Here is a 4099-nt window from a genome sequence, read left to right as displayed (position 1 = left end):
GTCCTGGCCGCAGATCCACAGCATGATCACCGCGCCGAGGCCCGCCGAAGGCAAGGTCGAAATGATCGTCAGCGGGTGCACGAAACTCTCGTAGAGCACGCCGAGAATGATGTACACCGCCACCAGCGCTGCCAGGATCAGCCACGGCTGGCTGGCCAGCGAACTCTGGAACGCCTGGGCCGCGCCCTGGAAATTGCCGCTGATGGCGGTCGGCATGCCGATGTCGGCCTTGGCCTGGTTGAGCATGATCACCGCATCGCCCAACGCCACGCCGGGCGTCAGGTTGAACGACAGGTTGGCCGCCGGGAACATGCCGTCATGGGCGATGGACAGCGGGCCGATGGTCGGCGCATCAAACCTGGCCAGGGCTGACAACGGCACCATTTCCCCGCTCAGGGGCGAGCGCAGGTAGAAGTAATTGAGGCTCTCGGCCTTGCCGCGCTGCCTGGTGTCCAGTTCCAGGATCACGTTGTACTGGTTGACCTGGGTCTGGAATTCATTGATCTGGCGCTGGCCGAACGCATCGTACAGCGCTTCGTCGACGTCGGTGGCGGTCAGGCCGAAACGGGCTGCGRCACTGCGGTCGATGCTGATATGGGTGATGCTGCCGCCCAGTTGCAAGTCATTGGAAATGTCGCGGAAGGCCGGGTTGGCACGCAGTTTTTCCGTCAGGCGCTGGGTCCAGGTGCTGAGTGTGCCGCCGTCGTTGCTCTTGAGTACATATTGGTACTGTGCACGGCTTGGGCCGGAGCTGAGGTTGATGTCCTGGCCGGCGCGCAGGTACAGGACGATACCCGGCACTTTCATCAGTTGCGGACGAATCCGGTCAATGAACTGGCTGGCCGAGACATCGCGGTCGCTGCGTTTTTTCAGGGTGATCCAGAAGCGGCCGTTGGCAATGGTCTGGTTACTGCCCGAGACCCCGACGGAATGTGAAAACGTTTCGACTGCGGGGTCGGCGGCGACGATTTCGGCCATCGCCAGGTGTTTTTTCACCATGTCGCCGTAGGAAATATCGGCAGCAGCTTCGGTGGTGCCGAAGACGAAACCGGTGTCCTGGATCGGGAAGAAACCCTTGGGAATGAAGATGTAACCGGCGACGGCCAGAGCCAGCGATAAAGCGAACACACCGATCATCGCTTTCTGGTGGGCGAGGGCACGGCGCAGGCCTTTTTCGTACCAGGCCAACAGGCGTTCACCGAAGCCCGGTTTGTCGTGGGCGTGATGCACCGGCGCGCGCATGAACAGCGCCGCCAGCGTCGGCGCCAGGGTCAGGGATACCACCACCGAAATCATGATGGTCGAGGTGGCAGTCAGGGCGAATTCCTTGAACAGCCGCCCGACCACGCCACCCATGAACAGCAGCGGAATGAACGCTGCCACCAGCGAGAAACTGATCGACACCACGGTGAAGCCGATTTCGCCGGCGCCCTTGATCGCGGCCTCGCGCATGCCGTCGCCAGCCTCCAGATGACGGTGGATGTTCTCCACCACCACGATCGCATCGTCCACCACAAAGCCCACGGCGACCACAATCGCTACCAGAGTCAGGTTGTTCAGGCTGAAGCCCATCACATACATCAGCGCAAAACTGGCGATCAGTGACACTCCGAGCACTGCCGACACGATCAGTGTGGCCGACAGTTGCCGCAGGAACAGCGCCATCACCGCCACCACCAACATGATTGCAATCAACAGGGTAATTTCCACTTCATGCAGCGAGGCACGGATGGTCTGGGTGCGGTCGATCAGCGTCTTGACCTGCACCGAGGCGGGGAGCATCGCTTCCAGTGCCGGCAAGGCGGCCTGGATACGKTCCACCGTCTCGACGATGTTGGCGCCTGGTTGGCGGAAGATCACCAGGTTGACCCCCGGTTGCGAGCCCGCCCACGCCTGGATGTAGGCATCTTCCGAACCGTTGACGACTTTGGCGACATCTCGCAGATGAACCGGTGCACCGTCCTTGTAGGAAACAATCAGCTGGCTGTAGTCCTCCGGGTGGAACAACTGGTCGTTGGTGGACAGGGTCGAGATGCTCGACTCCCCGTAAAGCGCACCCTTGGCCAAGTTGAGGCTGGTCTGCTGGATCGCCAGGCGGATGTCGGCGAGGGTCAGGCCGATGGCCGCGAGCTTGTCCGCCGAAACCTGGACGCGGATCGCCGGACGCTGCTGACCGGTGATGACGACCTGGCCTACACCGTCGACCTGACTGAGCTGACGGGACAACAGGGTTTCCGTCAGGTCGCTGAGCTCAGGGCCTGGCATCAGCGAGGAGTTGACGCTGAGGATCAGCACCGGGCTGTCGGCCGGGTTGACCTTGCGCCAGGTCGGCAGGTTCGGCATGTCCTTGGGCAGTTTGCCCGCGGCAGTATTGATCGCCGCCTGCACTTCCTGGGCGGCGGTGTCGATGCTCTTGTCGAGGGTGAATTGCAGGGTCAGGTTGGTCGAGCCCAGTGCACTGCTCGAGGTCATCTGGGTCACGCCGGGAATGGCGCTGAATTGCACTTCAAGGGGCGTGGCCACCGAGGAAGCCATGGTTTCCGGGCTGGCGCCGGGCAGTTGCGCGGCCACCTGGATGGTCGGGAATTCTGCCTCCGGCAACGGCGCTACCGGCAGGCGCGGAAACGCGATGACACCCAGCAGCACCAGGGCGAACGTCAGCAGGACGGTGGCCACCGGATGGTCGATGCACCAGGCTGAAACCGAACCATGGCCCTTCATTGCGCCGCCTCCGATCGCACCACTTGCGGCGGCTCGGTCAGCACTTGCACAGTAGCGCCGGGCTTGAGCCGCGACTGACCATCGCTGACCAGCACATCACCCGGCTTCACGCCCTTGATGATGTCCTGGCCGCTGCCTTGATAGACCATCTGCACCTGCACGGCTTCGACCTTGTCGCCATTGACCCGGTACACGAAGTGCTGGTCGAGGCCGCGTTGTACGACTGTCGGCGGCACCACCAGCGCATCTTTATCCAGGGCTGTCTGAATTTTTACCGTCACCAGCAGGCCCGGCCAGAGCTTCTGCCCTGGATTGTCGAACTCGGCCTTGGCACGGRTGGTGCCGGTGCTGGCGTTGATCTGGTTGTCGATCAGGGTCAGGTGGCCTTCGCCGAGCAGGTTGCCGGTTTCGCCGTCGGTGTCGGCACCGATGTAGGCCTTGACCTGGGCGTGCTGTGGGTCGTTGATCAGGCCCTGCAAGGTCGGCAGCATTTGCTGCGGCAGGGAGAACTCCACGGCGATCGGGTCGATCTGCGTCACCGTAAATAGTCCTTTGGCGTCGCTCATGCGCAGGAAGTTGCCTTCATCCACTGTGCGAATACCGACACGACCGCTGACCGGTGAGCGAATTTGTGTGTAGGAAAGCTGTACCTCGGCGGAGTCAATCGAGGCCTGGTTGCCTTGGGCGGTGGCCTTGAGCTGGTTGACCAGGGCCTGCTGCTGGTCGTAAGTCTGCTTGGACACGCCGTCGTCGACGCTCAGCAGTTTGTAGCGCTTGAGATTCACCTGCGCCACTTGCAGTTGCGCCTGGCTTTCGCCCAGTTGTGCCCGGGCCTGGTCGAGGCTGGCGCGGATCGACCGGTCGTCGATGGTGGCCAGCAGGTCGCCTTTTTTCACCAGTTGGCCTTCCTTGACCATGATTTTGGTGAGAATGCCGTCGATTTGCGGGCGGACCACGACGCTGTGCAGGGACAACACCGAACCGATGCCGCTGACATAGCGCGGCACGTCTTTCTCGGCAACGGCGACCACTCGCACGGGGATGGCGGTGGGAGGGGCGAGTTTGGCTTTGGCCGGTTTGGCGACATACCACAGGCCCAGCGCTGCCAGAACGATCAGAAGGGCGACGAGCAGGGCGGATTTTTTCTGGGTTCGCATGCGAGTGGGGCGCCGGGGCTGGGTGGTCGGTTGGTATTTTCCTTTATAAACCTGTTTGCCGGTCAGGAGGGTGACGGCTAACTGACTGCGCTGTCAGCKTGGGGGACTTGGCGGCCTCTGGGCCGACCATGGTGTTGGTTGACCGTATGCATATCCGTTTCTTCGGTGATGGCGACTTATGGTTCCGCCCTTACGGCGGGTCACTTGGAAAAGCCCCAAGT

At 62.1% G+C, this 4099-nt stretch carries 2 protein-coding genes; both read right to left on the bottom strand.

Annotation, left to right across the window (positions count from 1 at the left end; translation table 11 throughout):
* Positions 1-2721: efflux RND transporter permease subunit (locus ACXRVY_RS19080; protein ID WP_458237988.1), on the bottom strand; the 2721-nt coding region annotated here is incomplete at its 3' end.
* Positions 2718-3878, bottom strand: a complete 1161-nt coding sequence (locus ACXRVY_RS19075; protein ID WP_458237987.1) for an efflux RND transporter periplasmic adaptor subunit — start codon at positions 3876-3878, stop codon at positions 2718-2720. The genes ACXRVY_RS19075 and ACXRVY_RS19080, both read right to left, overlap by 4 nt.
* Between the last annotated feature and the right edge of the window lie 221 nt (positions 3879-4099).

The organism is Pseudomonas sp. P5_A2_2 (assembly GCF_054177685.1).
This window is presented reverse-complemented; position numbering and strand designations above follow the sequence as displayed.